The following is a 26,637-nucleotide window of genomic DNA, read 5'->3' as shown; positions in this document are numbered from 1 at the left end:
AGCGGAATTTATGAGATAAGTCTGCGGGTTCACTGAATTTATTAGATAAATAGCTTTAATTATGAGATAAGTGAGTGAAGTTTTGAAATAAATAAGAGAATTTATTTGATAATTTCGAGAGTGAGTGGCAATTGATGCTTTGAAACTATTTCGCGAATCTGCTTTTCCGTTTATAATAGGTTTAAACTATTGTCGATTGTAGCGGAGGTAGACTATGAAATTTAAACATACGATATTGATAGCGCTTATTGTTTCTGTCGCATTAATAGGAACAACAGTGCTTGCGCAGGAATGGGCGAATTGGACTGAGGAACCGATCGAAGTGCCTGAAGAAAAAGTGTGGACGGTGACGTTTGATCAACCGATAAATCCCGAAACACTCAATTCTGATTATGTTTATGTCGAGAATGAAAATACAGGCGAAAAACATCCGACGAGCCTAGACCTTCGTGAAGAGGGGCGTGTCATCACGGTAACCCCAGACGAAAAATATGACGCGGGCGAAACGTATCAATTACATATTACAGATGGCCTGAAAAGTGAAAAAGATGTCGCATTAAACCAAAATACCCGCCAAATCTTTACGATTCCGGACAAATATGAAGTTGCTCAACTGAGTGACAACGGTGATTTAACGGTGCAGGCGGAGTATGACACTTACGATGCTGCTCGCGAGCAAGTAGCTGAGGACGGTTCAGAAGTGATCGTGTTTGGTAACAATACGATTTGGGCACCTGATGGCATTGTTCATACTGATGGTTTTACGATTGTGTACGATGGAAAAGAACTAGGAAGTAGTAAAACGTACGTTAACACAGTCGAGAATGGAGAAGTAGAACTAGAGTATATCGCGACGCACCCTCAATCGATAGAGATTAAATTGGCAGGTGAAACAGGCTATGTCGGCCATGATAGCGCAAATGTCTTGCCGCCTAGCCAAATCGAAGGCCAATCCGTTTACGAAGTGTTAGACCGACCAGACGAAAACGTATTGACGCATAAAGTGTATGAAGACGGTATTTACCGCGTGTATACGTACGGTTGGGCACCTGAAGGGCTCGAACCAGGCGAGTACCAAAGCTGGGACGGCATCACATTTGACGGCCAAGAGCATAAACTATTTAACCAACTCGATATTACAAAAGAGACGAACTACACGGCTGAAGACTTAAATAACTATATTAAAGAAGAATCAGGCCACCAAAACTACGAAACATTTAGACGGGCAGAAACGCCGCCACTTGAAGGTTTAGGTGATGCGTTTATTAAAGCGCAAGAAGAATACGGTGTGAACGCGTTATTCCTTATGTCTTTAGCAGTTCACGAATCGGCATGGGGGACAAGTAACATCGCGCAAGATAAGAATAATTTATTCGGCTTAAATGCATCCGACAACGATCCATACGGCAATGCCGACGAATTTGAATCGTTTGAAGAATCCGTTATGTACGCGGGCTATTTTATTAAAAATGGTTACTTGAACCCGGACGATTACCGCTATGAAGGCCCTTTCGCCGGCAATAAAACGTTCGGCTTAAACGTTCGCTACGCATCAGACCCGTATTGGGGTCAAAAAATCGCCGGTCACATGTACCGCGCCGACAAGTATTTAGGTGAAAAAGATCGTCAATTACTCGAATAATGACAGTCCCGGAGCTTATCCAGCTTCGGGATTTTTATGTGATGGTAGTTCGACGTTTTATTGCGGATTGCGACGATAAATTTGAGAAATCGACGATATTTTTTTGGGTCGGCGATATATTTTAAAACTCGACGATATAATGAAGAATTCGGCGAAATCGACAGTTATCATAGCAAATAATTGACAAACTAAACTTGCATTGACAGTGTTTGACGCGATATTTTAATAAAATCATCAATCGTCACCAATTATTAATTGAAAAATTTCGAGTGAATGTTATGATTATGTGTGTAAAATAAGATAAGAATGCCTAAAAAGGCTGTGACATTGTAGAGAAAGGCGGAAGAATATGAATATTATTGTAGCTGGAGGAGACGGTTTTTGCGGTTGGCCAACTGCATTATACCTATCAAAACGAGGCCATGACGTCTCAATTATTGACAACTATGTAAGACGAGATATTGATAACGAGCTTCATTCTAATTCGCTGACACCGATTGCATCACTTGAAGAACGTGTGGCGAAATGGCAAGAGCTAACGGGCAATGAGATCCGTGTTTATCAAGGTGACTTAACGCATTACGACTTTTTATCACAAGTCATTAAAACAGAACAACCAGATGCGTTCGTCCACTTCGCTGAACAACGCTCGGCACCTTACTCAATGATCGACCGTGAGCATGCGGTATATACGCAAGAAAACAACGTGACGGGTAACTTAAACGTGTTATATGCGATTCGCGAACTTGTGCCTGATTGCCACCTGATCAAATTAGGTACGATGGGCGAATATGGTACACCGAATATCCCGATCGAAGAAGGGTATTTAGAAGTTGAGCATAACGGGCGTAAAGACACACTACCATTCCCGAAACAACCAGGCTCGTTCTACCATCTATCAAAAGTTCACGACAGCCATAATATTATGTTTGCCTGCAAAATTTGGGGCGTTCGTGCCACAGACCTTAACCAAGGCATTGTGTACGGTTTAGAAACGAACGAAACGAAAATGGACCCTGTCTTAACCAATCGTTTAGACTATGACGGCGTTTTCGGTACCGCGCTTAACCGTTTTATCATCCAAGCGACAGTCGGAGAAGATTTAACGGTTTACGGTTCTGGCGGCCAAACGCGCGCGTTCTTAAATATTGAAGACACAGTTCGTTGTATTGAAATCGCAGCTGAAAATCCTGCTGAACCAGGTGAATTCCGCGTATTTAACCAGTTCACAGAATATTTCTCAGTTCAAGAACTTGCGGAAAAAGTTCAAAAAGTTGCGAAAGAAGAAGGTTTTGAAACAGGTATCGCACACTTAGAAAACCCGCGTGTTGAAGCAGAAGACCATTTCTATCATGCTGTGAATACGAAATTACAAGATTTAGGTTTAGAGCCACATTTACTCGACGACGATGTCATTCGCGAAATTTTACGCGCAGTCGTTGACCATAAAGATCGCGTCATTAAAGACAACATTCTACCAACTGTGACGTGGAAATAGTCGGCGCATACGATAAAGGACGGAGACGTAATGCATATACTCATCATCACAGAAACGTTTTTGCCAGCAACAGACGGTGTTGTGACACGCTTAACACATAGTATTCGATATTTTATGAAGCAAGGGCACGATGTAACCGTCGTCGCGCCTGATTTAGGGGTGAACGAATTCGAAGGGGCGCAAATTATCGGTTTACCAGCGCGTAAATTTTTAATCTATCGTTCGAAATTATTTGCGTTTCCTTCGCCTAAGGTGCGTCGCGTGATTGAAGAGCAAGATCCTGATATCGTCCATGTCGTCAACCCTGCATTAATGGGGGCGTCAGGGGTACACTATGCAGATAAGTTAAACTATCCGCTAGTTGCGTCGTATCATACACAAATACCACGTTATGCTGATTACTATAACGTCTCAATGGTTAAACCATTGTTATGGTGGTATTTTCGCAAGTTGCACAATAAAGCAGACGTCAATTTATGCACGTCTAATGTCGTCAAAGCTGAACTCGACGAGCATCGTTTTCATAACGTCGAAGTGTGGGAACGTGGCGTCGATACCGATTTCTTTAATCCAGAATACGAAAGCGAGAGCATGCGCGAGCGATTATCAGGCGGTCAAACCGATAAAACATTATTATTATTTGTCGGTCGTTTAGCGCCTGAAAAAGAAATCGAAAAAATTCGCCACGTGCTCGATTACTCCGATCAGTTCGTCTTAGCGATCGTCGGTGATGGTCCGCATCGCAGTGATTTAGAAAAATATTTTGCCGGTTCTAATGCCGTGTTCACTGGCTTTATGCACGGCGAAGAATTAGCAAGTGCCTACGCGTCAGCCGATGTGTTCGTTTTCCCATCGACGACCGAAACGCTTGGCCTCGTCTTATCAGAAGCGATGGCAGCAGGCTTGCCGGTTGTCGCGGCGAAAAGTGGCCCGACTGAAGAGCAAATAACCGATGGTGAACAAGGGTTGTTATACGATCCGAATGAACAAGATGATTTTGTGAACACCGTGTTAAAACTTGAAGACGAATCCTTACGACAATCGCTAAGCGAGAAGGCGTACGCCGACATTCAACAGATGGGCTGGGACCGCCAATCGCAACAAGCGCTCGATTTATATCACCGCGTTGTCGACAGTAAGAAGGGATAAAATGACAGAAGAACGCAAACGAAAAAGCGGATTTAAACAATTTTTCCAATTTAGTATTATCGGCGGATCGAACGCCGCAATTGATATCGGTGTCTTAAACTTATTGCTCATCTTGTTTCCGACAACCGATACGATTACATTGATTTTGTTTAATACTACAGCTTATACGTTATCTGTCTTAAATAGTTATTTGTGGAATTCGACGATTACGTTTAGTCGGACGTCGAGTGGCAATAATCGTCAACGTTTAGGGTTTCTCGTTCAGGCCGCGATTAGCTTAGTGATCAACAACTTAGTGTTTATTGCGCTTAATGCGTTGATTGGTTTGTTCGGGGTTCCCGGATGGCTCGCCTACAACATCGCAAAAGGAAGCGCGATGGCGTCATCATCGATCGCAAGCTTTTTCATGGTTAAATATTACGTGTTCAAAGATTATCAAATTTCATTACGCAAACGACAAAAAGCCACCAAAATGCGTTAAGCATTGGTGGTTTTTTGTTTCACTTGAAAGTCGCTCGATCATGAGTTAGGTCGCTCAATTATTGATTGAAGTCGCTCGATCGTGAATAAGAGTCGCTCAATTCACTCGAGATCTGCACAAAAAAACGCGATTTGCTCGTATCTATTTTGAGCAAATCGCGTTTTGATGGGTTATACCTCAACATCGCGTTCGACGTATTGAGTTTCACCGTCTTGTATATCGGCTTGGTTACTCGTCAGGTCAACGATCCATGTTTTAAAATCGTCGACATCGCTGACAGGTATCAAGACGTGAAAGGTAACTTGTTCGGCGTAGTCGATCGTATCAATTAAGTAATCGTGTGTGCGTAGTTCGTTTTCAAGTTTGCCGAGCATGCCATAATCAGCACCAATCACGACATCTTGCATGAGTGACCGACGCACAACGCCAACAGCACGAATCGCTTCACTTGTCGCATTCGAGTAAGCACGAATAAGACCACCAGCTCCAAGCTTAATGCCGCCGAAATAACGGGTGACGACGACCGTTGTATCTTTCATATCCATTTGCTTCAACACTTCAAGCATCGGAACCCCCGCAGTTCCGCTCGGTTCGCCGTCATCGTGAGCTTTTTGGATTAAGTTTTGTTCGCCAATCATATAAGCGGAGCAATTATGTGTCGCGCTGCTGTGTTCTTTTTTGATTTCATCGATAAACGCCTGCGCTTCGTCTTCGGTTTCAGTCCGTTTGACGTGACCAATGAACCGTGACTTTTGAATCGTAATCTCGTGTTCTCCTTGGTGTTTCATCGTTAAATAGTGTTCTAGCATGATTGAAAGCCTCCTAAACCAATATTATATAAAAACGCGGTTAAACAGGCAAATTTTTGGGTATGGAAATAGTGGTGAACCTTTTTTATCATCAAATCTAAGACTTTTTACATTGATATCCATAAAATTTTTATTATAAATTTCTCAAAAACCCTCAAAGAATCGATAAACCTAGCCGAAAGATATAGTATGAATGATGGAGGAGTTTCGATGGCTAATACTCAAGACCAAGATCAAGCATTAAACAAAATAATAGACGAAATGGTAAACGTCGTTTCGAACAGTAAACAAGAAATTTTCAACTTAAGTGAAAATGCGCGCAAAGAGCAAGAGGCGCTTACTGAAGAAGTGAAAGACATCAAACAGCAAGTAGACGAAATGATTACAGACAATGACAGGTTAGAGCATAAATTAAAACTAGCTCGCCAACGTCTGTCTGATGTCAGCAAAAACTTTTCACAGTACTCAGAAAAGCAAGTTCAAGAAGCGTATAACAACACGTATGAACTGCATACGAAACTGACGGTACAACGCCAGCAAGAAGAAGGCTTAATTAAGCGTCGTGATGAGTTAGAACAGCGGATTCGCGGACTCGAAGAAAGTATTCAACGAACAGAAAATCTCATGAGCAAAATTAACGTCATGCTCAATTATTTAACGGAAGATTTCCAAGAAGTGAATGAAGCGGTGACGCAAGCGAATGCGAAGTACAATTTCGGGCTCAAGATCATTGACGCGCAAGAAGAAGAACGTCGAAAATTGTCGCGCGAAATTCATGACGGGCCGGCGCAAATGCTCGCGAACGTGATGATTCGCTCAGATATCGTGACGAAAACGATTCGTGAGCGCGGGATCAATGAGGCGACGAAAGAAATTAAAGATGTGAAGGAACTTGTGCGAAACGCGTTGTATGAGGTCCGCAAAATTATTTACGACCTTCGACCAATGGCGCTTGATGATTTAGGCTTAGTGCCGACACTTCGTAAGTATTTGGTGACCGTAGAAGATTATCATGAAATCAAAGTCGATTTTAAAGCGAAAGAAAGCGACAAACGGTACAATTCAAAATTTGAAGCGGCCGTTTTTCGACTCGTGCAAGAATCAGTCCAAAATGCCATCAAACACGCTGAGACGAGCTTGATTGAAGTGAAATTCGAGGAAACACGTAATCAAGTGAATATTCAAGTGATTGACCATGGTAAAGGGTTTGACGTTGAAACGGAACAGGACTCATCATTCGGTTTGACTGGTATGCGCGAACGTGTCGAGATGCTTGATGGTGAAATCGAACTGAAATCGAAAAAAGGTGAAGGCACGAAAGTCATGATGAAACTGCCTGATAAAGGTGAAAATCAAGGGTAAACGTTTAAAATTTTGACATGGTTGAAAGAATTGTCAAAAATTGTGTATAATTTTTGCATGAATGATTACCCATTCGCCGATAATTGTAGTATAATGAAATGTGAATCTTATAGGGAAAAAGTACGGCTCGAGTAATGGTAACATTTGAAGGAGGAGTACCATGGCAACTAGCATCGTTTTAATCGATGATCATAAACTTTTCCGCGAAGGAATTAAACGTATATTAGAATTTGAACAAGGCTTTGAAGTCGTCGCAGAGGCAGGTGACGGTTCTGAAGCGATCGATACTATTAAGGAACATCAACCGGACATTGTGTTGATGGATATTAACATGCCTGATGTAAATGGCGTGGAAGCAACACGTCAAATCGTCGATCAGTACAATGACTTGAAAGTGATTATTTTGTCGATTCATGACGACGAGTCCTACGTGACACATGCACTTAAATCAGGCGCATTAGGTTATATGCTGAAAGAAATGGACACCGAGGAATTAGTGAACGCGATTAAAATCGTCAGCCAAGGTGGATCGTACATTCACCCGAAAGTGACGCACAATTTATTACGCGAGTATCGTCGTTTATCAGGCGAAACATCAGACAATTCCAATGTCGCATTCGAATATATCGAATATCGCAAACCCCTTCACTTGCTTACTCGCCGTGAATGCGAAGTCTTGCAGTTGATGACAGACGGTCGTAGCAACCGCGGCATCTCTGAAGACTTATATATAAGCGAAAAAACGGTCAAAAACCACGTCTCAAACATTTTACAAAAAATGAACGTTAACGACCGCACCCAAGCTGTCGTCACAGCGATTAAAGAAGGTTGGGTCCAAGTTAGATAACGGAAAATGATGAAACCCCTTACGCCGCGCGCGTAAGGGGTTTTCTGCATCCGATGTAGTTATTAAATATTTTCGCTGAGTTATTAAATAACTGCCCGAACTTATTAGATAAGTCGTTGGATTTTTTAAATAACTAATTCTAGTTATTTAAAAAATAGCGGAAGTTATAAAATAAAAAGAAAAAAGCTTAAACCGAAATGAACAGAAATTCAATTTTTCGGTGCAAAAGAAGCGGGAGTATTGTAAAATGAAGGCAAGAGGGAGGGGATGGCATGAATATAGCCGTTTTAACTGATAGCACGGCATACATACCTCAGGAACAACGTGACCAATGGAACATATTTATGGTGCCGCTTAGTGTCACATTTGAAAACGAAAGTTACCGTGAATTAGTAGATATAACGACAAGCGAATTTTACGACAAAGTTCGACAAGAAAAAGAGCTCCCAAAAACGAGCCAGCCAGCAGTCGGTGATTTCGTTTCGACATTTGAAACGATTGCCGAAAATTATGATGCAGTAATCTCGATTCATTTATCGAGTGGGATTAGCGGAACGTATCAGGCAGCATTATCGGCCGGTGATATGGTGGATGGTCTTGAAGTTCACGCATTTGATTCCGAAATCAGCTGTATGGTGCAAGGCTTTTACGTATTAGAAGCAGCAAAAATGGCGCATGACGGTGCGGACGTTGAGACGATTATGAACCGATTATACGACATGAAAACGAGCACGCGGGCGTATTTTATGGTGGATGACTTGAGCCACTTAGCGCGTGGCGGTCGTCTGACAGGAGCGCAAGCCATGGTCGGCAGCTTATTACAAGTCAAGCCACTCTTGCATTTTGAAGACACGAAAATCGTTCCTTTTGAAAAAATTCGGACGAGCAAAAAAGCGTACAAACGAATGGAAAATTTATTAGCAGAAGATGCGGCTGAAGCTGAACAACTCCGCGCCGTCGTCATTCACGCCGAACGCGAAGAACTCGCGCGGGAGTGGATGGAAACCCTTGATGCGAAGTTCCCGAACGTCGAGTTCAGCCTAAGCTACTTCGGCCCTGTGATCGGAACACACCTAGGAGAAGGCGGCCTCGGCCTCGGATGGTATAAAGTAAGATAAAGAAACAGCTGAGCCCACTCAGCTGTTTTCGTTTTGGATTGGGCTTTGGAATTATTCAATAATTGCGGGCAATTATCGAATAACTTAATTGATTTATCGAATAATTCGGTTGATTTATCGAATAAATTGAGACACACCTTGATTTTATTTAATAATTCCTTGTATTTATTAAATAACTCGGTCAACTTATTTCAAAAATCAAAGCATTTTTGAAATAAGTCACAAGAATACTCATCGGAAATCCTGCGCACCTTCTATCAAAACAACACGGTCATTTATCGAATAACTGCGTTAACTTATTTAATAAATCAAAGTATTTTTGAGATAAATAGAACGACTTTTCAAATAACTGACCAAAATTATTAAAAAAACAAAAAATTTATAGTATAATTAATCGAATTATCTCATGAAAGAAAAACAAAATGGACAAATACACATGGATAAAAGACTTATCATAAATTCCTCTCAAATCTTGTCGTCTACCCAATTTTAAAACTTTCCGTTATAATGTAAGTCAAAAAAGTGAGGGTCCAATAATGACGACAATCTTACACGACCAATCTCCTGATTTGAAAATGCTTAATGTTCTTATGCCGCGTTTAGAACGATCAGCACCATTTTACAAAGAACTGAAAGAATGGCATACAATCGAATGTGCTGGTTACGAGGGAGAACAGTCCTTATATTATTATATCAATCAACTGAAAGGGCAATTTTTCCACCTGCACGGTTTATATTTCCAAACTCGTCGCTCCGCCTGTCAAATTGATCACTTACTCGTCTTACCTGAATTCATCCTCATCCTTGAAACGAAGCACTTCAAAGGCGAGCTTCACTATAACGTAGAAACTGGCGTGCTCGAACAAACTACACCCCATCGCACGGTTAGGAGAGCCGATCCTATTGCACAAGCCTTAGTGCAAAAAGAAAAATTGAATCATTTACTCCAATCGACCTCATATCCAACTCCACCACTTCATCATCTCGTCGTATTTACCCATGATGAAGTGATTCCAACAATAGAAGGCCACGAACCCAATATGATTGTTAAAGAAAGACTGTTACAACGCGTGGGAGAACTGATGAAACATTATTCTGATGGGCCTGATCAAACGGATTACCTCGAACAATTAGCCCAATTTATTGCTTCAAACCATACTTCTAGAGAATCTAAAATCATTGAAGATCACCCAGATATAGTCGCTTATTTAAAATCGGGCGTGTGGTGTACGGGATGTGGTGAGCACTTTATGGATCGCATTTTTAACAATTGGGAATGTCCAATTTGTAAACACCGCGACCGCTCAGCGCATATTCAAACGTTGAAAGAGTGTCGCATGATTTATGGAAATGAAGTATCATGTCAGCTCGTCGCCAATTTTCTAAGAATTCCGCCGCACCTCGCTAGACAATTATTAAAGCGACAAGCCAAACAAATAGGCGAAAAACGAGGGACCAAATATATCTTGGTTTGATAGCTGGTGGTATGCATTTGATTTTTGAAATAAAATCTTGAATTTATGAAATAAGTGCTCGCACTTATTTCATAAATTGACCAACTTATTTAATAAATAGAGAACTACCTCCAATTTATTAAATAACTGCACTTAGTTTTGAAATAAGTCCGCTTACTTTTGAAATAAATCAACTGATTTATTTCAAAAGTTCAATCCCCAAACCTAAGAAGGAGGGACGCCCAACGTGAATGTATCCCCGTTAATCGAAGACATGGCGCGCAAATTCGCGACGAAGCGGCTGCTGAAATCAGAACTCAACATCTCAGACCTCCGCCTAAAATATCTCCTCAAACACAACTATCTCACCGAAATTCCGTCGATCAAAACAACATTCGGCTTTACCACATGCGAGCGCTGCTTCAATCGTAAACCATCACAATTTGGCAAAATCCCACGCGCTAATCACACCCCCATCATCTACTGCAAACATTGCATCCAAATGGGGCGCACGAGCACCTTCGAACCGCTCTACGAATGGACGGGCCCGCCCCCGTCACGGCACCGAGCCAAAAATCCTCTCAAATGGCGCGGCACCTTAACACCACTGCAACAACGCGCATCCGACCGTCTCATCAAATCGATCAAACAAAATCAAAATCTTCTCATCGACGCCGTCTGCGGTGCGGGTAAAACTGAAATGCTCTATCATGGTATCGCCCACGCCCTCGAGTCCGACAAACGCATTTGTATCGCTACGCCGCGCGCCGACGTTGTCAAAGAGCTCGCACCTCGCTTAAGACGTGATTTCCCGACGATTCACCAAGCCGCTCTCTACGGTGGCACGACCGAACAAGATATCAATAGCCACCTCGTCATCGCCACAACCCACCAACTGCTGCGCTACATTAATTCCTTCGACGTCGTAATCATTGATGAGGTCGACGCGTTCCCGTATCACCACGACAATATGCTTCCGAAAGCCGTCAACCGCGCCACCAAACCAACCAGCTCAACCATCTATCTCACCGCAACCCCGCGCCTAAAACAAAAATGGCTCATCAACACCCATCAACTGCCATCCGTCTCAATTCCCGCACGCTTCCACGGCCATCCGCTCCCTGTCCCAACAAAACAACCAATCTTCCGTCTCACCAAACAACTCGAAGACGACCAACTCCCACCCGCCATCACCGACTGGATCCATCAAAAACAAACCGACAACCGCAGATTCCTCCTATTCGCACCCACGATCGACCTCGCCGAAAAACTCAGCACCCACCTCGACATCCCCTACGTCCACGCTGCCTCACCCGACCGCCTCCACCTCATCCACCAATTCCGCGCCCGCAACCTCCCGTCCCTGATCACCACAACCATCCTTGAACGCGGCGTCACCTTCCCGTCAATCGATGTCGCCGTCATTCAAGCCGACCACCACGTATTCGATGAAGCCGCTCTCATCCAAATCGCCGGACGCGCCGGCCGCAGCGCGCAGGATCCAACCGGCGACGTGACATTTTTCTACGATGAAACCACTCTAGCAATCAACCGCGCGACCAACTACACCATCCGGAAAAATCTCGAAGCGAAAGGAAGCCACTCATGATCTGTTACCTATGCCAAAACCCAACCACACCCGACACAACATGGACCACCTTCCTCGCACCCACAACCTCACCCATATGCGAATCATGCGAAGCCCAACTTCCTACCATCACTCAACCCTTCTGCCAACGATGCATGAAACCGCTCGACACCCCAGTCCTCTGCCAAGACTGCCAAACCTGGACCGCCCACTTCAAAGAAGACCCGCTCACCCGCAACATCTCGCTCTACCGCTACACACCCTTCACTCAAGACATCATCAATCGCTTTAAATACCGCGGCGACTACGAAATTATTAACGCCTTCCAACCCGCGATTCAATCTGCCTACCAAACCCACTTCCAACCAAAACCTCGTCGCACGCTAAAACTCAAATCCCACCAACGCCAACCACAATCCCCAACCATCATCCCCATCCCACTCCACCCTGACCGCCAACAAGACCGCCTCTTCAACCAAGCCGAAGCCATCGCCCGCCAAATCAACCAACCGATCAACACCACCATCCTCACCCGCCACGACAACACAAAACAATCAAAAAAATCCCGCCACGAACGCCTCGCTTCCCACAACCCGTTCACCCTCAATGAATCACCACCCGACCACATCCTCCTCATCGACGACCTCTACACAACCGGCACCACCCTCCGCCAAGCCGCCGCCTTCCTCAAACAATACGGCGCAAAATCTGTCGAATCGTTCACATTAATTCGAAGTTAACACTTTGTTTTCTAGGCCAAAGCAATTATAATAAGATTAAAGAAGGTCGAGGGGAGGAGTTAACATGGCAGATTTAGCGAACTGCCCGCGCTGTGACAAGCTATTCGTCAAAGGCGCACACGACGTATGTCCAGACTGTTTAAAACAAGAAGAACAAGATTTCCAAACAGTCTACGAATTTATCCGCAAAAAGAAAAATCGTATGTCGACGATGCAAGAAGTGTCTGATCAAACCGGTGTTGAAAAACACTTAATTCAAAAATGGCTCAAACAGCGCCGCATTCACCCTGGGGAATTCCCGAACCTCACATATGAATGCGAACGCTGTGGCACGCAAATTTACGAAGGCCGCTTGTGCCTCGATTGCGCGGGCGATTTACAAAGTGATTTGAACGAAGAAACACGCGGCAAAACAATCGCCGAACAGGAGCAAGAAAAACGCGACAAACAAGTTTATTTCAATGTCGATCAAGAAAATAAATGGCGAAACTAAACATCCTCGCGAACCTTCCGATATTATAGATAGATGGAAGGTTCGTTTTTATTTAGAAACACAATTGGCCAAACCTAAACGTAGGGCCAATTCCGTAAGAGAGGGTGAAAAAGGATGAAAATTAATCCAACGAATCAAACGCATTTAAGCCCATATCAAAAACAAATGCAGCAACAACAACCGGCGAAACAGCCGAACGCGCAATCCGATAAAGTCGAAATTTCAAACCGTGCGAAAGCGATGCAAGATAACGGCATCCAAAAAGCACGCGATGAACACGTCCAACAGGTGAAACAACAAGTTCAAGACGGTGAGTATAACGTTGACTTAAATCAGACCGCGAGCAAAATGGTCTCATTCTTCCGGCCTTAAAGGAGGCTAATTGATGTCAATCGAATCCATTATTGAGAAACTCGACAAAATTTATCAGCTAAACGACAGCCTACTGAATCTGTCGAAAGATAAAACTGAAAAACTGAAACAAAACGACCTCGAAACGTTTAACGACATGTTGATCAAAGAACGCAAGCACGCCCAAGCGATCGATCAACTCGAAACGAAACGCGTCGAGGAAACAGAAGCATGGTTTCAGGCAAAAGGAATCACGGATGAGCGCACGATTACAAATTTAATCGCGACGGTTGATGACCCAGAGCAGAAAGAACGGCTTGAAAACTTATACGAAAAACTCGTTTACACGTTAGCCGACTTGAAACAACAAGAGCAGCTCAACCGTGACTTAACCGAGCAATCGCTACAATACGTTGAATTGACGCTCGACATGCTACAACCTGCTCATCAGAAAGACATGAACTACCATAAAAAAGACACGACGAATCAATCAACAGACCGGTCTATGTTTGATTCGAAGGCATAATCGAGAGGAGCAAAACCTATGAGTACGACATCGACATTCCACGGTCTTGAAGTCGCTAGACGCGCTCTTGCGACACAACAGACCGCGTTACATACAACGAGTCATAATATATCGAATGCCAATACAGAAGGCTATTCGCGCCAACGCGTGAACTTTGAACAAACGAACCCGTTCCCACCAGCATCTCGTAATCGCCCAGAAATGGCTGGACAACTGGGGACAGGTGTCAAAGCCGGACAAATCCAGCGTGTTCGTGATGAATTTTTAGATTTCCAATACCGTGCTGAAAATAATAAAGCCGGTCAATATGCTGCACGTTCTGACGCATTAGGTCGTTTAGAAGAAATCATGAACGAGCCAAGTGATTCTGGTTTAGCAAAGACGATGGACCAGTTTTGGGAATCGATTCAAGACGTGGCGACAAACCCGGAAGACGGCGGTGCACGCCGTGTGATGGTGCAACGTGCTGAAGCGGTAACGGATACATTTCATTACTTGGATGGCAAGTTGAAAGATGTTCAGGGTGAGTTGAAGAATCAGTTGAATACTGGTGCTACACAAGTTAATTCGTTAATAAGAGAAATTGAAAATCTAAATGACCAAATTGGGCGTGTAGAACCAAACGGTGATGTACCTAATGACCTTTATGATAAGCGTGATTTAGCAATTGATGAATTATCAGAGTACGTAAATATTAAAATTGAGCCTGACCAAGATATAGGGGGTAACCCTTCGGCGCTTGCCCAAGGAATACCTTCAATCCATTTAGCGGATGAAAACGGAAATGCAATTCCGGGTGCTGAATTAATCAATTCCAACAATGACGTTAAAGGGATTGAATTTGAGTTTAGTGGAACGAATGATTCCCTCGTTGAAAATATCAATATTGGTAATTTAAATAATGCAAATGATGAAGAAGGTGATGATCCTACCGCGATAAAAAGTGTCACTAATACGATCGCAGCTGATAGTTTCAACTCAACCGGATCTTTAAGGGGGACGATGGAAGCAAATGGGTATGTAGATGAAAACGGAGATCCAGCAGGTGATTATGTTGAAATGATTGATGATTTGAGTTTAATGGCTGATGAATTTGTTTCAGCGTTTAACGATCAACACCAAAAGGGACACGGCTTGGATGGGTCAACTGGTCAAGATTTCTTTACATTAGATACGACGTTAGGCGATGGTGCTGCAGCTCAAATTTCAGTTGCTCCAACTATTAAAAATAATGAAAATGCGATCGCTGCATCTGATACTGCTGGTGAGTCTGGTAATGGTGATAATGCATTGTTATTATCGGATGTACGTGACGAAGAATTAGTTGATTTGAATAACCAGTCAATACAATCATTTTACCAAGCTCAAATTGGAGATCTAGGTGTTAAAGCGCAAGAGGCAAATCGTATGGCTAATAATACATCAAGCCTACGTGAATCAGTTGATCAAAACCGTCAATCAGTCAGTGGCGTGTCATTAGACGAAGAAATGTCGAACATGATTAAATTCCAACATGCTTATAACGCTGCCGCAAGAAGCATGACTGTTGTTGATGAAACTTTAAACCGAATTATTAATCAAATGGGTATAGTTGGAAGGTAGGTGAATCGAAATGCGCGTCACACAATCGATGCTGAGTAATAGTATGTTGAATAATCTTAGACAAAACAACACTCAAATGAGTAAATATATGGAACAATTATCAACCGGAAAAAAAATCAATCAACCATCAGATGACCCAGTAGTGGCAATGCGTGGTGTTGATTATCGTTCGGAATTATCCAAAGTTGAGCAGTTCGAAAGGAATATGTCCGAAGTAAGAACTTGGATGGATTCTTCTGATGAAGCGATGGATGAAGCTGGCCAATCTCTTATGAGGGTTCGTGAACTAGTCACTCAAGCGAGTAATGATTCTTATGAGGAGAATCAACGAGAGAATATGGCTAGTGAAGTTGAGCAAATAAAAGACCACTTGATTGAATTAGCAAATACAAAAGTGAATAATAAACATATCTTTAATGGTACTCACACTGATACTCCACGCTTTGATAATAATGGTAACTTAAGTGGAGAAAGTAATAATAAAGCTATTAATATCGAAGTATCTGATGGTGTTGAATTGAGAGCGAATGTTGACCCTTCTAATGCATTTTCCGAAAATATGATACAAGGATTAGAGAATATTGTTACTGACCTTCGTGATAATAATACAACGGGTGACGACTTAGATGGATATTTATCTGACATTGATCAATATTCTCAGAATATTGTAGATGAACGAGCGGACCTTGGTGCTCGCATGAACCGTGCTGAGTTAATTGAAACACGACTTTCACAACAAGAAATCACAACAAAAGATGTGATGAGTAGTAATGAGGATGCTGATATGTCAGAAGTAATCACAAACCTTCGTATGCAAGAAAACGTTCACCGTGCAGCGCTAAGTGCAGGATCGCGAATTATTCAACCAACGTTAATGGACTTTTTACGTTAATCTGACAAGCTATCTGTCTTATGCAGATAGCTTTTTCTACATAGGAAAGAGGTGTTCATGATGCAGTTACCTCCCGTTTCTTATACGATCCAACGAGGCAAAATTGGAATCGAATCACAAGATGCACAAGTGCAGATAACACAACAAGGTGCGGATTTACAAATTTCACAGTCTGAAGCGGACCTGCAAATTGAAAAAATACCATCTAAATTAACAATCGATCAAACCGAAGCATGGCGTGACATGGGTATTATTAGTGTCGAAGAATCAGTGCGCCAAAACGCCCAAGAAGGTCAGCAAAATGCTATGGAAGGTATAGCCCGTCGCGCGCGTGAAGGCGATGAAATGATGCGGATCGAAAACGGAACGGACGCCATTACACAAATTGCGAAACGAAACATTCCAAACCCGAAAAAGGACTTTAACATAGGGTGGATTCCATCATCGCAATTTGCGGTCGATATCAATTACGATCCAGGTGATGTGAACATCGAAGCAACACCTAATAAACCGATTATCGAAGCGCAACCGAACAAACCACAAATCGATTATCAACCAGGTAATGTGAATACTTTCATACGCCAAGAACCTCAATTCGACATTAACGTCAATATCGCATCATGGCGACAAAGCCAATTTGATTACAAAATTTAAGGAGAATGAACCATGAATATAGACACAGTCTACTTTGGAACAATCGAAATTCAAAAAGAACAAATCATAACCTTTGAAAATGGCATACCAGGTTTCCAAGATGAAACTGAATTCGTATTACTCGATTTAGAAGGTAACCCCGGATTCAAAATTATGCAATCAACCAAGACGACTAAACTCGCCTTCGTCCTAACGAACCCATTTTTAATCGATCCAAATTATGAATTCAAACTAGATGACTCATCCGTTGAACAATTACAAATCGAAAAAGGCGAGGATGTCAGCGTATGGGCGATTGTTACTGTGCAAGACCCATTCGACCAATCGACTATGAATTTACGTGCTCCTGTCGTCATTAACCTTCAAAATCGTTATGCAAAACAAATGTCACTCGATAGTACTAACTATCACACTAAGCACCCAATCAAAGGAGGGGAGCATTATGCTAGTTCTAACACGTAAAGAAGGCGAAGCCATTCAAATCAACGATGATATTGAGATCAAAGTACTAAGTATTGAAGGTGACCAGATCAAACTTGGCATAGATGCCCCTAAACACGTTGATATTCATAGGAAAGAAATATATCAACAAATTCTTCAAGAAAACCAACTTGCAAGTCAATTAACAACAGATTCGATAAACTTAATAAAAAATCCTCAAAAAGACTAAAACATACGCAAAGTTTGTCGATATTAAAAACATAAGGAGATCAGTCAATCGTCGGCCGACTAACAGACTGTTAACTTAACCGCCACAAGGACGTGGCAACATACACAATTCAAGGAGGAATTTAGTAATGATTATTAACAGTAACATTCCTGCGATGAATACTCATCGCCAAATGGGAATCAACCAAAACGAACAACAATCAGCGATGGAGAAGCTGTCATCAGGTCTTCGCATTAACAAAGCAGGGGATGACGCAGCTGGACTTGCCATTTCAGAAAAAATGCGTGGTCAAATTCGTGGTTTAGACCAAGCGAGCCGTAACGCTCAAGATGGTATTTCTTTAATCCAAACAGCTGAAGGTGCATTGGATGAATCACATAGTATCCTCCAACGTATGCGTGAAATCTCAGTTCAATCTGCGAACGATACGAATACAGTTGAAGATCGTAATGAGTTACAGAAAGAATTAGACGCTTTAGAATCTGAACTGGATCGTATTGCAGGAAATACTGAATTTAATACTAAAACATTAATGGATGGTAGTTTTAGCGGCGGAACAAGCGGGCTTACTTTTCAAATAGGTGCTAATTCAGGACAAAACCTGCAATTAAATATTGAAGACATGAGTGCTTCTGAGTTAGGTAGTGGTGGTGTTGCTGGTTTAGATATAACGTCACAAAGTGGTGCCGATGATGCAATATCTAGAATTGATACTGCAATTGAAGGAGTGTCTTCTCAACGTTCAAGCCTCGGTGCGGTCCAAAATCGTCTAGAACATACAATCTCAAACTTAGACAATGCATCTGAAAACTTATCTGCAGCCGAATCACGTATTCGTGACGCCGACATGGCGAATCAAATGATGGAAATGACGCGAGCAAATATTTTAACACAAGCGTCACAATCAATGTTGGCACAAGCAAACCAGCAACCACAATCAGTACTTCAATTACTTGGCTAGTAAAGTCTAAAGCTATTAATTAGTTTTATTAATATGACACAAGGAAGTGTCATAAACATAAGCTCTCAGGGAGGAATTTAACAATGATTATCAATAGTAATATTCCTGCGATGAATACACATCGTCAAATGGGAATCAACCAAAACGAACAACAATCTGCGATGGAAAAGCTATCATCTGGTCTTCGCATTAACAAAGCAGGCGATGACGCAGCGGGCCTAGCCATTTCAGAAAAAATGCGTGGTCAAATTCGTGGTTTAGACCAAGCGAGCCGTAACGCTCAAGATGGTATTTCTTTAATCCAAACAGCTGAAGGTGCTTTGGATGAGTCACATAGTATCCTACAACGTATGCGTGAAATCTCAGTTCAATCTGCGAACGATACTAATACTGATGCTGATCGTGATGAATTACAAAAAGAATTAGATGCTCTAACTACTGAATTAGATCGCATTTCAGGGAATACTGAATTTAACACAAAAAATCTTTTAGATGGATCGTTATCAGGTTCAGGGCAAGCATTAACGTTCCAAATAGGTGCAAATTCTGGTCAAAATTTAGATCTAGAAATTTCTGATATGGGATCAAGTGGTTTGAGCGTAGATTCTGTTGATATTTCAAGTCAATCAGGTGCAGATTCTGCAATTGCTACTATTGATACTGCAATTGAAACAGTTTCATCAGAACGTTCAAGTCTAGGTGCAGTTCAAAACCGTTTAGAACATACCATTTCTAACTTAGATAACGCATCTGAAAACTTGTCTGCTGCAGAATCACGTATTCGTGATGCAGATATGGCGAATCAAATGATGGAAATGACACGAGCGAATATTTTAACGCAAGCATCACAATCTATGTTGGCGCAAGCGAACCAGCAACCACAATCAGTACTACAGTTGCTTGGTTAATTTTACCCTTTTTAAGGAAGGCTCTAGCATTAGCTGGAGTCTTCTTTAATACATAATAGTTAAATAATTTGTATCAATATTTATTAAATATCAAACCTGACAAAGTAAAAAGTTATATGAGGTGTTGTAATGTTAATTAAAATTGGTGAGGAAACCATTGAAATAGATCGTCATCAAGATATAGTGTCCAAGATAAATGAACTATTATTGACTAGAGTTGATAGTAGTAAATTAATGATAAGTCATTTAAATTTTGACGGTGAACATGTTTATGATAATTTTGAGCAAAATATTAATCAAAAGGCATTAGTTGTTGAAGAAATAGAAATTGTACTTCAGGAAAAAATGAGAATAGCTGATGAAATTGTCGAATCAATTCACTATTACACAGTTAATGCTTTACCTGAACTTGAACGGTTTGGTGAAGAACTTGTTAGGGGAGAGGCCGATGTAAATGCGAAAGAAGTTTTCGATATATTAGATGCTTTGAATTGGCTGAACTCATTATCGTCAATCGAATTATTAGATGACGAAACACCTTCAAACTGGAATGAAATAATGATAACGGTTAATAAAATTGAACCAATTATTGGTGAAATAAATGAATCTATTGAACAAAATGATATCACACTTTTGGGAGATTTGATTCAGTATGAAGTATTACCAATCTTTGAGGAACTAAAAGAAGCGACAATACAATTACCAAAGTCATAGGTGTAATGGTATTAATAAAGAGGAGAACTTCTATGACAAATTACAGTAAAGAACTAGGTATCATAAATAATTCATTAAAAGCTATACAGGATATTGTAAACTTGAAAATTAATTTAGAACAAGAACAATTGATCACAAAATATAATTCAATACTTCATGCTTTTGAACTATTAAAGGAAAGATTAAGCGAATGCAGTATTTTTCAAAGTAGTCTACAAGCAATAGAGAAAAGACATGTTGAAGTTATTAATTATATTGAACAACAAAACATAGAGGATGCTTTCACAATCATTGAAACATACATATTAGTGGAATATGATGATTTGAAAAATATAATTAAAAATGAACAAAGTTTAATTAATAATGGTATTGATACAAGTTCAAACACATTTGAAAAACTTAAGCAAAATAATTATTTAACGAATTTAGACTCTAAACTAACTGAAGAAATGAAAACGTATTGGTCAACTTATTATGGTGATCATTGTCCAATCGATTTTTCATTACATCACGCTTATCAAGAGTTAACTGGAAAAAATGAACCAAGACTCATAACTCAAAATGTTTTAAACTATAGCGTTGTACCGTATTTAAATGACTTGAATATAGGGAGATATTACTCTGATAAAAATGTATATGATTTATTAGTGACATCTGATTCACATCCTGAAAATGTGATTAAAAGGATAAGAGGTTATTATTTTGATTCTAATAATGACCCTATATCAAGAGAGGATGTGTTTAAATTACTGTTAAAGACTGAACAAGATTTAATTATTAAAAGAAGTTTAGCTGATGACGGTAAGGCGGTAAAAAAATTACATTTTAATGCTTTTTCTTTCTATTTAAATAATCAAAAGGTTTTATTAAAAGATATTGAAAATCAATTCGGTTCTAATTTTATTGTGCAGAAAGTTGTTAAACAACATTCTAAAATGGCTGCACCTCATCGTTATTCTGTCAATACGTTTAGAATTATTACATTGAGGTGGAACCAAGAAATACACTATTTGTTGAGTTATGCGAAATTTGGTGCAAATCAAGAGCCTATGGACAATAGTGGTGAAGGCGGAGTTTTAGTTGGTATCTCAAAAGATGGTGTTTTTAATAATTATGGTTTAGATGCTAAAGCTAAAAAACATTACACTCACCCTACCACTGGCTTTAACTTTAAAGATTTAGAGTCTTTCCCTAATTTTGAAAACTTCATAACATTAGCAAGGCAATTGCATAAACGAATCCTGCACCATAATTATATTCTATGGGATATCGCAGCAGGAGAAGATGGGGAACCTATATTTATAGAAATGAATTTTAGAGGAACCGTGTGGCGCGCACAATTGGTCGCACAGAAACCAATCTTCGGTGAACTGACGGAAGATATTTTGACTGAATTAGATCAATTTCATTCTGAACAAAGTGTGAATAAATAATAGGATGGTTTACACATGACGAAGGAAAAAACAATTGGTATTGTCGGTGGTTTAGGCCCTAAAGCAACCATCGATTTATACCAAAAAATTGTAAACAACACACCAGTAAATATAGAACAAGACCATTTAAGAATTATAATCGATAGCAATCCAAAAATTCCATGTCGTGTAGAAGCGATAAATAATAATGGAGTGAGTCCTTTACCAAGCTTAATAGGTTCATCTCTTGATCTTGAACGCTATGGTGCGGATTTTTTAATCATGCCCTGTCACACCGCACATTATTTTGTTGACAAAATAGAAAAAGAGATAATGATCCCTTTTGTCAGTATGATAGACGTAACTATTGATTATTTAGTGAAGAATAATTATTCAAAAATTGGTATAATAGGAACTTCAGCTCTTTTGAACACTGACGTTTACCAAAGAAAGTTGATGATGAATGATTTAGACTATTTAACACCAACTCAACCTGAAATAGATGAGGTAATGTCTAATATATTTGAATTTAAGCGACAAAATACTGTTAATGAAAATCATGTATCAAGAATTGCAAAAAACTTATTAAGAAGTGGGGCACAAGTCGTTTTATTGGCTTGTACTGAGTTACCTTTCCTAATTGAAGATCAGTTAAAAGGTCAGTGCATAGATCCAACTGATATACTAGCATTACAAGCGATAAAAAAAGCAAAAGGTACAGAGATTTAACATAATAAAATTAGAGCTGTTTACTGAATTTAAATGAGGTGTAAAAAGTGTTAAGAAACAATGAAAGATTTTTAAAAAATACAAACCCTCATCTATTACATAATGTAAAAGATATAAAATCTAGCGAGAATGTAGTTTTGGAACCAGCAAAAAATGATGGTTTAACAGTGAAAATCGAAGATGAAAATCAAAATTATAATTATATACACAGTAAATATAATCCTGTTAGGGAAGCCAAGACCATCATTGATCGTTATGAAGAAGAACTGAAAACTAAAGATAACGTGATGATCTATGGGTTAGGTATGGGTTACCATGTAGAGGAACTAAAACATCGGTATCCTAAACATAAATTGTTTGTTTATGAACCAAATTCTGATGTTTTTTCTCATTTAGTTAATAACCGAAACCTAGACAGAATATTAGGAACAAAAGACATGTTATCAGTTGGATTTTCAGCGGCGGACATTAAGAAATTTCTGCAAGAATATATTGAGCAGTTAAACGTAAATACAACTTTTATTGTTTTACCTAGTTATGAAAGGTTGTACCAAGAAGAATATAATGAATTTATTCATAATTTCATAGAAGCGGTGAAGGCTAAACGAATTACGAATATAACAAACTATAGATTTGAGAAAAATTGGACAATAAATAGTTTGAAAAATTTAAAGTATACACTTAATACCCCAAATGTTTTGTCGGGTGCAAATGTTAAAAACATGAAACAAACACCAACGATTATTGTCGCTGCTGGTCCATCCTTGAACAGAGAAATTAACACTTTAAAATATATTAAAGAAAATAGCTTAGCTAATATATATTCAGTAGGTTCTGCGATTAATACATTGGTGGACAATGATATAATACCAGATGCTGTATTTACATATGATCCTCAAGATCACAATCATAGAGTCTACCAAAAGGCAATTGAAAAAGGTGTCGATAAGGAAGTTCTAATGGTATTTGGTAGTAGTGTTGGTTACAAGACCTTAGAATATTATCGTGGCCCCAAATTTCATGTCTTAACGTCACAAGATACTGTTACAAAAATGTTTTTAGATGTTGATTACAGACAATATGGTTTTGTGAGTGACTCCCCTTCAATTGCAGTAATCACATTACAAATATTAGGTTTACTAGAGAGTTCACCTATCATTTTTGTTGGACAAAATTTAGGATATGTAGGAAATGAACATTATGCAGATGGGATACAGTATGGGGAGAAGCGAAAAACATTGAATGATAACAGTAATACACTCATTGTCAAAGGAACGCAAGGACAGGATATTGTTACAACAGATAGTTTCAATCGAATGAGACAATCGTTAGAATATTATATTGGATATTTTATACAAGAAAAGAATATCCAATTTATCAATACAACAGTTGAAGGTGCACATATTGAAGGAACAAGGTTTGAATACTTAGAGAATGTTATTAGTGATTTAAGTCCTATTTCAAACAGTTTTGTTGATAGTATTGAACAAAAAAATGAACTGAATTTGTCTCTGAGTAAAAATGAGCTGTTGGATTTGAAAGATTCGTTTGATAACAATTTAGGTAATATTGCGCATTATCTTGATAGATTAAATGAACAAGTTGAAAGAATGAGACTAAATCAAATTGATCAAACACTTAAGGAAATAGATAAAACCTTAAAAAACGTAAACTTAAATAGTTATTATCAACATATAATTGCACCCATGATTAGAGTGCAGAATGAAATAGTGAATAACAAAATAAGAAATATAGATTACTCACAAAATGATAAACGTGGTGCGGAAGTATATCAGTTATTGTCGAAGCACCTAGAATTAATGTCCGATGTCAATAACGAAATAAGTGAACACTTTTACGAAACAATCGAAGAATTAAGTAATGAGGGTGTAATAGAATGAATCAATTTGATGAAAAAACAGTCTTAATAACTGGTGGTACGGGCTCTTTTGGAAAAAAATTCACTCGCAAAGTGTTGCAATCCAATGTTAAGAAAGTCATCATTTTTAGCCGGGATGAATTGAAACAATACGAGATGAAACAAGAGTTTGATGATGAGCGTCTGCGCTTTTTTATTGGTGACGTACGTGATCGTGACAGGCTATACCGCGCGTTTGACGGTGTTGACTTTGTGGTTCATGCTGCAGCGATGAAGCACGTGGATGCATGTGAATACAATCCATTTGAAGCCGTGAAAACAAATATTCACGGAGCACAGTATATAGTCGAAGCTGCTATTGATCGAGGTGTTCAAAAGGTTATCGCGTTAAGTACAGATAAAGCTGCGAGTCCAGTTAATTTATATGGGGCGACGAAATTATCGTCTGACAAACTATTTATTGCTGCGAATGCTTATGTTGGCGATAAAGATACGCGGTTTTCTGTGGTCAGATATGGTAATGTTGTTGGTAGTCGAGGAAGTGTCGTTCCTTTCTTTAAGAAACTCGTTCAAGAAGGTGCTCAGGAAATCCCTATTACGGAAGAACGTATGACACGTTTTTGGATCACATTAGATCAAGGTGTTGAGTTTGTGATGGATAACTTCAACCGGATGCACGGGGGCGAATTATTTGTGCCTAAAATTCCGAGTATGAAGGTGACTGACTTAGCTGAAGCGATTGCGCCAAATGTTAACCAAAAAATTGTAGGTATACGTCCGGGTGAGAAGTTGCATGAAGCGATGATCACTGAGGATGATGCACGTAAAACCGTTGATATGGGTAGTTATTATATCATTCAACCTGAATTTAATTTTTGGAAAAAAGAATATGCTAAAGCTGGTAATCCTGTGCATGAGGACTTTAGCTACTTGAGTAATACGAATGATCAATGGTTAAGCGTTTCAGACTTAAAGCGTTTAGTGGAGGATATATAAATGTCAGACTTTATTCCATACGGTCGACAATCAATAGATGAAGGCGATATTCAAGCTGTTGTTGATGTGCTTCGCAGTAATTACTTAACAACAGGACCAAAAGTAGAGGAATTCGAACAAGCTGTCGCTGATTATGTTGGAGCTAAATATGCTGTGTCGTTTTCAAATGGAACGGCTGCCTTACACGCTGCTTGTTTTGCTGCTGGTATTGGTTCTGGGGATGAGGTTATTACGACACCGATGACGTTTGCTGCAACCGCAAATTGTGTCCTATATCAAGGCGGAACACCCGTTTTCGCAGATATTAATCGGGACACATATAATATTAACCCGAATGACATTGAGAAAAATATCACATCAAAAACCAAAGCAATCATCCCCGTTCATTTCACAGCTCAACCGGCTGATATGAATGCGATTCATGCTATTGCAGAAAAATATGATTTGGTTGTCATTGAAGATGCAGCGCATGCCATTGGAGCAGAATATCAAGGTCAGAAGATTGGTAGTTTATCTGATATGACAATGTTTAGCTTTCACCCTGTTAAACATATAACGACAGGCGAAGGCGGTATGATTACAACAAATGATGAAACTTATCACAACCGATTAAAACAATTTCGATCCCATGGCATCACACGTGATCGAGAGCATATGAATGACGATCATGGGACATGGTACTATGAAATGCAGTCATTAGGTTATAATTATCGTATGACAGATATTCAAGCGGCACTTGGATTAAGCCAGTTATCAAAACTAAATGATTTTATCACAAGACGTCAGCGTATTGTTGAAATATATAATGAGGCTTTCCGTGAAGAACCTGAAATCGTAATACCTTATATGAATCCTGACGTAACATCAAGCTGGCACCTATATGTTATTCAACTAGATTTAGATAAACTATCAGGCACAAGGGAAGATGTATTTAAAGCACTTAGAGAACAACATATTGGGGTGAACGTGCACTATATTCCGGTTCACTTACAACCCTATTATCAACAATTGAATCATCAAAAAGGCGATTATCCAGTTGCAGAAGCACTTTATGAGTCATTCATTACGTTGCCATTGTTTCCAGATATGACAGATGAAGACGTCCAACGGGTGATTCATACTGTTAAACAAGTAATGAGTCGATTTAGAAAGAAGGGGTAAA

The 26,637-nt window shown here is 40.0% G+C and carries 27 protein-coding genes; 26 read left to right on the top strand and 1 reads right to left on the bottom strand.

Annotation, left to right across the window (positions count from 1 at the left end; translation table 11 throughout):
* Window positions 1–214: 214 nt before the first annotated feature.
* From ABID56_RS05430 to ABID56_RS05415, 4 genes are all read left to right on the top strand, one after another.
* Window positions 215–1,642: a glucosaminidase domain-containing protein gene (locus ABID56_RS05430; RefSeq protein WP_354219605.1), complete on the top strand. Its 1,428-nt coding sequence runs from the start codon at window positions 215–217 to the stop codon at window positions 1,640–1,642.
* Window positions 1,643–1,991: 349 nt separating this feature from the next.
* The gene (locus ABID56_RS05425) at window positions 1,992–3,140 is read left to right on the top strand and encodes an NAD-dependent epimerase/dehydratase family protein (RefSeq protein WP_354219604.1); all 1,149 of its coding nucleotides are present in this window, start codon (window positions 1,992–1,994) and stop codon (window positions 3,138–3,140) included.
* Between the two features lie 30 nt (window positions 3,141–3,170).
* The gene (locus tag ABID56_RS05420; protein ID WP_354219603.1) at window positions 3,171–4,289 is read left to right on the top strand and encodes a glycosyltransferase family 4 protein; all 1,119 of its coding nucleotides are present in this window, start codon (window positions 3,171–3,173) and stop codon (window positions 4,287–4,289) included.
* 1 nt (window position 4,290) lies between these two features.
* Window positions 4,291–4,770, top strand: a complete 480-nt coding sequence (locus ABID56_RS05415; RefSeq protein ID WP_354219602.1) for a GtrA family protein — start codon at window positions 4,291–4,293, stop codon at window positions 4,768–4,770.
* Window positions 4,771–4,940: 170 nt separating this feature from the next.
* On the opposite strand, the gene ABID56_RS05410 is transcribed toward ABID56_RS05415, so the two are convergent.
* A complete protein-coding gene (locus ABID56_RS05410) occupies window positions 4,941–5,579 on the bottom strand; it encodes a YigZ family protein (protein WP_354219601.1) in 639 nt (212 codons plus the stop codon).
* Between the two features lie 210 nt (window positions 5,580–5,789).
* On the opposite strand from ABID56_RS05410, the gene ABID56_RS05405 reads away from it, so the two are divergent.
* The 22 genes from ABID56_RS05405 (at window position 5,790) to pseC (ending at window position 26,636) form a co-directional block, all read left to right on the top strand.
* Window positions 5,790–6,941, top strand: coding sequence for a sensor histidine kinase (locus ABID56_RS05405; protein WP_354219600.1), 1,152 nt, complete (start codon window positions 5,790–5,792; stop codon window positions 6,939–6,941).
* A 160-nt stretch (window positions 6,942–7,101) separates the two neighbouring features.
* Entirely contained in the window at window positions 7,102–7,788 is a 687-nt protein-coding gene (locus ABID56_RS05400; RefSeq protein ID WP_354219599.1) for a response regulator, read from the top strand.
* Window positions 7,789–8,060: 272 nt separating this feature from the next.
* Window positions 8,061–8,906, top strand: coding sequence for a DegV family protein (locus ABID56_RS05395; protein ID WP_354219598.1), 846 nt, complete (start codon window positions 8,061–8,063; stop codon window positions 8,904–8,906).
* A 536-nt stretch (window positions 8,907–9,442) separates the two neighbouring features.
* The gene (locus ABID56_RS05390; RefSeq protein ID WP_354219597.1) at window positions 9,443–10,381 is read left to right on the top strand and encodes a nuclease-related domain-containing protein; all 939 of its coding nucleotides are present in this window, start codon (window positions 9,443–9,445) and stop codon (window positions 10,379–10,381) included.
* A gap of 226 nt (window positions 10,382–10,607) precedes the next feature.
* On the top strand, window positions 10,608–11,969 hold the full coding sequence (locus ABID56_RS05385; RefSeq protein WP_354219596.1) for an ATP-dependent helicase ComFA: 1,362 nt from the start codon (window positions 10,608–10,610) through the stop codon (window positions 11,967–11,969).
* Window positions 11,966–12,688, top strand: a complete 723-nt coding sequence (locus ABID56_RS05380; protein WP_354219595.1) for a ComF family protein — start codon at window positions 11,966–11,968, stop codon at window positions 12,686–12,688. Before ABID56_RS05385 ends, ABID56_RS05380 begins: the two co-directional genes overlap by 4 nt.
* 64 nt (window positions 12,689–12,752) lie before the next feature.
* Window positions 12,753–13,181, top strand: a complete 429-nt coding sequence (locus tag ABID56_RS05375) for a TIGR03826 family flagellar region protein (RefSeq protein ID WP_354219594.1) — start codon at window positions 12,753–12,755, stop codon at window positions 13,179–13,181.
* Window positions 13,182–13,295: 114 nt separating this feature from the next.
* On the top strand, window positions 13,296–13,553 hold the full coding sequence (gene flgM, locus ABID56_RS05370) for a flagellar biosynthesis anti-sigma factor FlgM (protein ID WP_354219593.1): 258 nt from the start codon (window positions 13,296–13,298) through the stop codon (window positions 13,551–13,553).
* A gap of 13 nt (window positions 13,554–13,566) precedes the next feature.
* On the top strand, window positions 13,567–14,058 hold the full coding sequence (locus tag ABID56_RS05365) for a flagellar protein FlgN (RefSeq protein ID WP_354219592.1): 492 nt from the start codon (window positions 13,567–13,569) through the stop codon (window positions 14,056–14,058).
* Window positions 14,059–14,076: 18 nt separating this feature from the next.
* Window positions 14,077–15,660, top strand: coding sequence for a flagellar hook-associated protein FlgK (gene flgK, locus ABID56_RS05360; RefSeq protein WP_354219591.1), 1,584 nt, complete (start codon window positions 14,077–14,079; stop codon window positions 15,658–15,660).
* A 10-nt stretch (window positions 15,661–15,670) separates the two neighbouring features.
* Complete coding sequence (gene flgL / locus ABID56_RS05355) at window positions 15,671–16,552, top strand: flagellar hook-associated protein FlgL (RefSeq protein ID WP_354219590.1); 882 nt, start codon at window positions 15,671–15,673, stop codon at window positions 16,550–16,552.
* Between the two features lie 57 nt (window positions 16,553–16,609).
* Entirely contained in the window at window positions 16,610–17,206 is a 597-nt protein-coding gene (locus tag ABID56_RS05350; RefSeq protein ID WP_354219589.1) for a DUF6470 family protein, read from the top strand.
* Between the two features lie 12 nt (window positions 17,207–17,218).
* Complete coding sequence (gene fliW, locus ABID56_RS05345; protein ID WP_354219588.1) at window positions 17,219–17,668, top strand: flagellar assembly protein FliW; 450 nt, start codon at window positions 17,219–17,221, stop codon at window positions 17,666–17,668.
* Entirely contained in the window at window positions 17,649–17,876 is a 228-nt protein-coding gene (gene csrA / locus ABID56_RS05340) for a carbon storage regulator CsrA (protein WP_354219587.1), read from the top strand. The genes fliW and csrA overlap by 20 nt, the downstream gene beginning before the upstream one ends.
* Window positions 17,877–18,003: 127 nt before the next feature.
* On the top strand, window positions 18,004–18,837 hold the full coding sequence (locus tag ABID56_RS05335) for a flagellin N-terminal helical domain-containing protein (protein WP_354219586.1): 834 nt from the start codon (window positions 18,004–18,006) through the stop codon (window positions 18,835–18,837).
* A gap of 83 nt (window positions 18,838–18,920) precedes the next feature.
* On the top strand, window positions 18,921–19,745 hold the full coding sequence (locus ABID56_RS05330; RefSeq protein WP_354219585.1) for a flagellin N-terminal helical domain-containing protein: 825 nt from the start codon (window positions 18,921–18,923) through the stop codon (window positions 19,743–19,745).
* 129 nt (window positions 19,746–19,874) lie between these two features.
* Complete coding sequence (locus ABID56_RS05325; protein WP_354219584.1) at window positions 19,875–20,459, top strand: DUF8042 domain-containing protein; 585 nt, start codon at window positions 19,875–19,877, stop codon at window positions 20,457–20,459.
* Window positions 20,460–20,491: 32 nt separating this feature from the next.
* Window positions 20,492–21,892, top strand: coding sequence for a sugar-transfer associated ATP-grasp domain-containing protein (locus tag ABID56_RS05320; RefSeq protein ID WP_354219583.1), 1,401 nt, complete (start codon window positions 20,492–20,494; stop codon window positions 21,890–21,892).
* A 15-nt stretch (window positions 21,893–21,907) separates the two neighbouring features.
* Window positions 21,908–22,600: a cysteate racemase gene (gene cuyB / locus ABID56_RS05315; protein ID WP_354219582.1), complete on the top strand. Its 693-nt coding sequence runs from the start codon at window positions 21,908–21,910 to the stop codon at window positions 22,598–22,600.
* Between the two features lie 47 nt (window positions 22,601–22,647).
* Window positions 22,648–24,501 carry a motility associated factor glycosyltransferase family protein gene (locus tag ABID56_RS05310; protein WP_354219581.1) on the top strand — a complete coding sequence of 618 codons (1,854 nt, stop codon included), beginning with the start codon at window positions 22,648–22,650 and terminating at the stop codon, window positions 24,499–24,501.
* Window positions 24,498–25,475 carry a UDP-N-acetylglucosamine 4,6-dehydratase (inverting) gene (gene pseB, locus ABID56_RS05305; RefSeq protein WP_354219580.1) on the top strand — a complete coding sequence of 326 codons (978 nt, stop codon included), beginning with the start codon at window positions 24,498–24,500 and terminating at the stop codon, window positions 25,473–25,475. Before ABID56_RS05310 ends, pseB begins: the two co-directional genes overlap by 4 nt.
* A complete protein-coding gene (gene pseC, locus ABID56_RS05300; RefSeq protein ID WP_354219579.1) occupies window positions 25,476–26,636 on the top strand; it encodes a UDP-4-amino-4,6-dideoxy-N-acetyl-beta-L-altrosamine transaminase in 1,161 nt (386 codons plus the stop codon).
* Window position 26,637 lies beyond the last annotated feature (1 nt).

The organism is Alkalibacillus flavidus, assembly GCF_040545925.1.
GTDB lineage: Bacteria > Bacillota > Bacilli > Bacillales > Alkalibacillaceae > Alkalibacillus > Alkalibacillus flavidus.
This window is presented reverse-complemented; position numbering and strand designations above follow the sequence as displayed.

Coding starts and splice junctions, on each gene's coding strand:
- flgL (WP_354219590.1), top strand. CDS start 15,671: ATGCGCGTCACACAATCGATGCTGAGTAATAGTATGTTGAATAATCTT.
- flgK (WP_354219591.1), top strand. CDS start 14,077: ATGAGTACGACATCGACATTCCACGGTCTTGAAGTCGCTAGACGCGCT.
- ABID56_RS05320 (WP_354219583.1), top strand. CDS start 20,492: ATGACAAATTACAGTAAAGAACTAGGTATCATAAATAATTCATTAAAA.
- ABID56_RS05400 (WP_354219599.1), top strand. CDS start 7,102: ATGGCAACTAGCATCGTTTTAATCGATGATCATAAACTTTTCCGCGAA.
- fliW (WP_354219588.1), top strand. CDS start 17,219: ATGAATATAGACACAGTCTACTTTGGAACAATCGAAATTCAAAAAGAA.
- ABID56_RS05405 (WP_354219600.1), top strand. CDS start 5,790: ATGGCTAATACTCAAGACCAAGATCAAGCATTAAACAAAATAATAGAC.
- ABID56_RS05420 (WP_354219603.1), top strand. CDS start 3,171: ATGCATATACTCATCATCACAGAAACGTTTTTGCCAGCAACAGACGGT.
- ABID56_RS05430 (WP_354219605.1), top strand. CDS start 215: ATGAAATTTAAACATACGATATTGATAGCGCTTATTGTTTCTGTCGCA.
- ABID56_RS05395 (WP_354219598.1), top strand. CDS start 8,061: ATGAATATAGCCGTTTTAACTGATAGCACGGCATACATACCTCAGGAA.
- ABID56_RS05335 (WP_354219586.1), top strand. CDS start 18,004: ATGATTATTAACAGTAACATTCCTGCGATGAATACTCATCGCCAAATG.
- ABID56_RS05390 (WP_354219597.1), top strand. CDS start 9,443: ATGACGACAATCTTACACGACCAATCTCCTGATTTGAAAATGCTTAAT.
- ABID56_RS05410 (WP_354219601.1), bottom strand. CDS start 5,579: ATGCTAGAACACTATTTAACGATGAAACACCAAGGAGAACACGAGATT.
- ABID56_RS05375 (WP_354219594.1), top strand. CDS start 12,753: ATGGCAGATTTAGCGAACTGCCCGCGCTGTGACAAGCTATTCGTCAAA.
- ABID56_RS05350 (WP_354219589.1), top strand. CDS start 16,610: ATGATGCAGTTACCTCCCGTTTCTTATACGATCCAACGAGGCAAAATT.
- pseC (WP_354219579.1), top strand. CDS start 25,476: ATGTCAGACTTTATTCCATACGGTCGACAATCAATAGATGAAGGCGAT.
- cuyB (WP_354219582.1), top strand. CDS start 21,908: ATGACGAAGGAAAAAACAATTGGTATTGTCGGTGGTTTAGGCCCTAAA.
- ABID56_RS05325 (WP_354219584.1), top strand. CDS start 19,875: ATGTTAATTAAAATTGGTGAGGAAACCATTGAAATAGATCGTCATCAA.
- pseB (WP_354219580.1), top strand. CDS start 24,498: ATGAATCAATTTGATGAAAAAACAGTCTTAATAACTGGTGGTACGGGC.
- ABID56_RS05380 (WP_354219595.1), top strand. CDS start 11,966: ATGATCTGTTACCTATGCCAAAACCCAACCACACCCGACACAACATGG.
- ABID56_RS05415 (WP_354219602.1), top strand. CDS start 4,291: ATGACAGAAGAACGCAAACGAAAAAGCGGATTTAAACAATTTTTCCAA.
- ABID56_RS05330 (WP_354219585.1), top strand. CDS start 18,921: ATGATTATCAATAGTAATATTCCTGCGATGAATACACATCGTCAAATG.
- ABID56_RS05365 (WP_354219592.1), top strand. CDS start 13,567: ATGTCAATCGAATCCATTATTGAGAAACTCGACAAAATTTATCAGCTA.
- ABID56_RS05425 (WP_354219604.1), top strand. CDS start 1,992: ATGAATATTATTGTAGCTGGAGGAGACGGTTTTTGCGGTTGGCCAACT.
- csrA (WP_354219587.1), top strand. CDS start 17,649: ATGCTAGTTCTAACACGTAAAGAAGGCGAAGCCATTCAAATCAACGAT.
- flgM (WP_354219593.1), top strand. CDS start 13,296: ATGAAAATTAATCCAACGAATCAAACGCATTTAAGCCCATATCAAAAA.